Below are 3,794 nucleotides of genomic sequence, written 5' to 3'. Positions count from 1 at the left end.
CCCTCTCCCGGCGGGAGAGGGATCACAGCAAACCCAGCAACCGCGCCCGTTCACGGATCGCCTCGTCGATCCGCCAAGGCTCTCCCAACGCGACCTCATTGGTGAAGCGGACCACGGTCCAGCCCAGCGCCTCGATCTCCGTCTGGCGAAGATGATCGCGCAGGACGACGTCGTCACGCTCATGCACGCCGCCGTCGATCTCGATGACCAGTCGGAGACGCACACAGGCGAAATCGACAGTCCAGCGGTCGATGTCATGCTGTCGACGAACCTTGAAACCCTCGACGCCGCCGCCGCGCAGCCGCGACCAGACCCGCTGTTCAGCGAGGCCGGCGGATTGGCGAAGATCGCGAGCGCGGGACATGATCCGAGATTGCGCTGTTCTCCACGGATCAGAGAAGCCTAATCTCACACCATGACCCAACGTCCCCTGCCCGCCACCGCCCGCAAGGCTTCCGCCGCCGGGGCCGCCGCTGTCGGGGCGGCGACGGTGGGGACGCTCGGCGCCGGGATGCTGGCGATCGGGGCCCTCGCCATCGGCGCCCTGGCCATCGGGGCGCTCAGGATCGGCCGCGCCCGGGTGCGGCGGCTGCACGTCGACGCGCTGAGCGTCGGGGTGTTGAGGATCGGGCGGATCGAGAGAGGGAGGAATTAGGGCGTAGGAATTAGCGCGACCGCGCTCCCGGCCCGCACTGCTCCCCTAATTCCTACGCCCTACTGCCTTCCATACGTCCAAAACTGACGTACCGCCGTTCCATACTGCCTCCACACCCGGAGGCTCCCATGACCGACGCATCCCCCGACCCCCCGCCCCAGAACCGGCAGACACCGGCCTCCACACCGCTCCCGACGAAGTCTGGGCGCAGGTCCGCGAGGACTATCTCGCCGGCTGGTCCGCCCCCGCCTGCTGCCGCCGTCACGGCGTCGGGCTCAGCACCCTGCGCAAGCGCGCGGCCGAGGAGGGCTGGCGGCGCACCGACCAGCCCTGGTCCCGCCCCAACGGGCTGGAGCGCGACGACGAGGGGCTGGCGCTCGAGGAACAGTTCGACGGCGACCTCGACCAGATCCCGCTGGGCGAGCTGTCGCTGGTCGCCTTCCAGCGAATGATGCGGGCCGTCCTGCACGGCAAGGCCATGGAGGCCCTGCGCTGGCGCCGCGTCTACAAGGCCATCGAGGCCGAAGCCGCCGAGGTCCGACGCCGCCAGCAGCAGGCCGACCGCGAGCGCAGCCAGGCTGCCCGCCGCGAGGTCCGCGACTTCGGCGACGCCGTCGTCATGGCCGCCCGCGAAGACTACGAAGCCGCCCTCGCCCGCTGGAAACGCGGCGAGCCGATAGACGGGATAGACGGCATAGACGGTGTATTCGCACCGTCTCCCGGCGCGATGCCCTCACCGCCGGTTCTCCCCGGCCTCCCCGGCGGCGCGGCCCTCGCGGGGGCGCCGTGAGGGGTCTGGCGCCCCGACATCCTTCTCCCCGCCGGGGGAGAAGGAAGACGACCGGCGTCAGCCCGCCGCCGCCTCTTCCTTGGCGATGTTCCGCAGGGCCTGTTCGAACACCTCCGGGGGCTGGCCGCCCGAGATCAGGTATTTGCCCTCGACCACCACGGCGGGGACCGAGCTGATGCCGCGCGACTGCCACAGGGCCTCTTCGGAGCGCACCGCCTGCACATACCGATCCGACGCCAGCACCTCGGCGGCCTCGGCCCGGTCCAGCCCCACCGATTGCGCGGCGGCGGTCAGCTCGCCCGCGTCGGTCAGGTTGCGGCCCTCGGTGAAGTGGATGCGGAACAGGGCCTTCTTCAGGTCCGGCTGCTTGTCCGGCGCCGTCTCGCCGGCCCAGTACAGCAGGCGGTGGGCGTCGAAGGTGTTCCAGATCCGGCTCTCGGCGGTCATCCGCATGTCAAAGCCAACCGCTCCGGCCCGCTCGGTGATCATGGCCCGGTTGGCCGCCGACTGCTCGGGGGTGGAGCCGTATTTGCGGCCGATATGCTCGACGATGTTCTCGCCCTCGGGCGCCATCTGCGGGTTCAGTTCGAACGGCTTGAAGGCGATCTCGGCCTCGATGCCCTCGCCCTTCAGCCTGTCCAGCGCGGTCTCCAGACCGCCCAGGCCCACCACGCACCACGGACAGACGACGTCAGACACGAAATCGATCTTCAGGGGTTTGCTCATCTTCGCCATCCGCAACTGCTTCAGGCGCATATGGGAAGCGCCGCTTCACCCGCAACGCCGTCCCGGATATTGCTGACGCCATGACCTTTTCCGGCTTCGCCTCCGCCGACCTGGCCTTCCTGACCCAGTTGGCCGTCAACAACGACCGCGACTGGTTCGCCGCCCATCGCGCCGCCTATGACGACGGGCTCAAGCCCACGCTGGCGGCGCTGATCGCCGAGACGTCGACCGCCTGCGCCGCCCGCGACATCCCCCTGTCGGGTGATCCGAAGCGCAGCGTCTTCCGCATCCACCGCGACACCCGCTTCTCGAAGGACAAGCGGCCCTACAAGACCCACGTCTCCTGCACCCTCACCCGCGACGGCCGGAAGATGTCGCCCGGCATGATGTACATCCACATCGAGCCCGAGGGCGGCAGCCGCCCGAGCTTCGATCCCGACAGCATCGACCCGCTGGATCCGTCCACCCACCCGTCCGAGGCGGCGGCGGCCAGCGACGACGGCTATTTCGGCAAGGGTCCCTTCGTCGCCTGCGGCTTCTATCTGGACGAGCGGCCCGACATCGACGCCATGCGCCGCGCCGTCGTCGCCAACCCGGCCCGCTGGGCGGCGGTCGAGGCGGCCCTGGCGAAGGCAGGCCTGGCGCTCGACCCCGGCGCCCCGGTCAAGCGCATGCCCAAGGGGTTCGAGGCTCAGGCCGACGGCCCGCTCGTGGCCGCCTTGAAGCGCACCCGCTGGCTGGTCAGTCGCCCCCTGACCGGCGCCGAAATCGCCTCGCCCGACCTCCCGAACGCGCTGGCGAGCTTCGCCGATTCTTCCCGACCGCTGCTGGATTTCGGCTGGTCCGCGCTCGGCCAGACGGGCGGACCAGCCTAGGTCCGCAAGCGTACATATCTCATTTTGCTGGCTTTTTCCGCGAACATCCATCACAGTAACGCTATTGCGGACAGCCGATCCATGAGCGTCCGCGACTGAGAGACATTGGTCCGCCCCAGCCTTCGACACGGGGTTGCTCGAACACTCCCGCTCCAGACCGCGCCGGGAGACAACCATGTCCACCTTCAGCCTTCGACTCCATTACGCCTCCGGCATCGGCCCGACCGACGAACCCCTCGACGCCATCGACGAGACCGAGGCCCGAGAGCTGGCCAGGGTCCGCCTGCTCCTGACCCGCGACTACAGCCACGTGGAGCTCCACCACGGCGGCCGCGCCCTGGACGTCTTCGCCCGCGACTAGGACCCTGCCCCGGTCAGGTCCGAACAGCAAAAATGGGCCGCGGCTGTCACCGCGCCCCCCTTCCGTCACCAGCCGTATTTGAGGCCGAGCTGGCCGCCCTGGCTGGAACTGGCGTCGCCGTACATGGCGCGATAGCCGAGGCTGAACATCCACCTTTCGCTCAGCCACCACTCCAGCCGCGCGCTGGGCCGCAACTGGCCATGGCGCCGGGTGTCGAGGCTCCAGCGCAGGGTCGCGCCCAGGTTGGCCGACAGGCTGCTCTGGTCCAGCGCGTCCCAGGCCGCCGCCGCGTTCGCCGGCGTCGGTCCGCGAACCGCCGGCCGGCCGCTCCCGCAGGCCCTCCGTTGGAGACCAGACAGCAAAAACCCCCGGGCCTGAGGCCTGGGG

At 69.7% G+C, this 3,794-nt stretch carries 7 protein-coding genes; 4 read left to right on the top strand and 3 right to left on the bottom strand.

Features of this window, described 5'->3' with window-relative positions; translation table 11 throughout:
• Positions 1-22: 22 nt before the first annotated feature.
• Entirely contained in the window at positions 23-364 is a 342-nt protein-coding gene (locus ACTIEF_RS04645; RefSeq protein ID WP_439471029.1) for an endonuclease domain-containing protein, read from the bottom strand.
• A gap of 51 nt (positions 365-415) precedes the next feature.
• Between ACTIEF_RS04645 and ACTIEF_RS04640 the strand changes: the two genes are divergently transcribed.
• Both ACTIEF_RS04640 and ACTIEF_RS04635 read left to right on the top strand, forming a co-directional pair.
• Positions 416-655, top strand: a complete 240-nt coding sequence (locus tag ACTIEF_RS04640) for a hypothetical protein (RefSeq protein ID WP_439471028.1) — start codon at positions 416-418, stop codon at positions 653-655.
• Positions 656-1,103: 448 nt separating this feature from the next.
• Positions 1,104-1,445 carry a hypothetical protein gene (locus ACTIEF_RS04635; RefSeq protein ID WP_439471027.1) on the top strand — a complete coding sequence of 114 codons (342 nt, stop codon included), beginning with the start codon at positions 1,104-1,106 and terminating at the stop codon, positions 1,443-1,445.
• A 57-nt stretch (positions 1,446-1,502) separates the two neighbouring features.
• Here the strand turns inward: ACTIEF_RS04635 and ACTIEF_RS04630 are convergent, their stop codons facing one another.
• Positions 1,503-2,171 carry a DsbA family oxidoreductase gene (locus tag ACTIEF_RS04630; RefSeq protein ID WP_439471026.1) on the bottom strand — a complete coding sequence of 223 codons (669 nt, stop codon included), beginning with the start codon at positions 2,169-2,171 and terminating at the stop codon, positions 1,503-1,505.
• 80 nt (positions 2,172-2,251) lie between these two features.
• On the opposite strand from ACTIEF_RS04630, the gene ACTIEF_RS04625 reads away from it, so the two are divergent.
• Together ACTIEF_RS04625 and ACTIEF_RS04620 are read left to right on the top strand one after the other, a co-directional pair.
• Positions 2,252-3,046, top strand: coding sequence for a DUF2461 domain-containing protein (locus ACTIEF_RS04625; protein WP_439471025.1), 795 nt, complete (start codon positions 2,252-2,254; stop codon positions 3,044-3,046).
• Between the two features lie 175 nt (positions 3,047-3,221).
• A complete protein-coding gene (locus ACTIEF_RS04620; RefSeq protein ID WP_439471024.1) occupies positions 3,222-3,407 on the top strand; it encodes a hypothetical protein in 186 nt (61 codons plus the stop codon).
• Between the two features lie 65 nt (positions 3,408-3,472).
• On the opposite strand, the gene ACTIEF_RS04615 is transcribed toward ACTIEF_RS04620, so the two are convergent.
• The coding region (locus ACTIEF_RS04615; protein WP_439471023.1) for a hypothetical protein at positions 3,473-3,794 on the bottom strand (322 nt) is incomplete at its 5' end.

The organism is Brevundimonas sp., from assembly GCF_051858995.1.
In the GTDB taxonomy this organism is placed as follows: Bacteria; Pseudomonadota; Alphaproteobacteria; order Caulobacterales; family Caulobacteraceae; genus Brevundimonas.
This window is presented reverse-complemented; position numbering and strand designations above follow the sequence as displayed.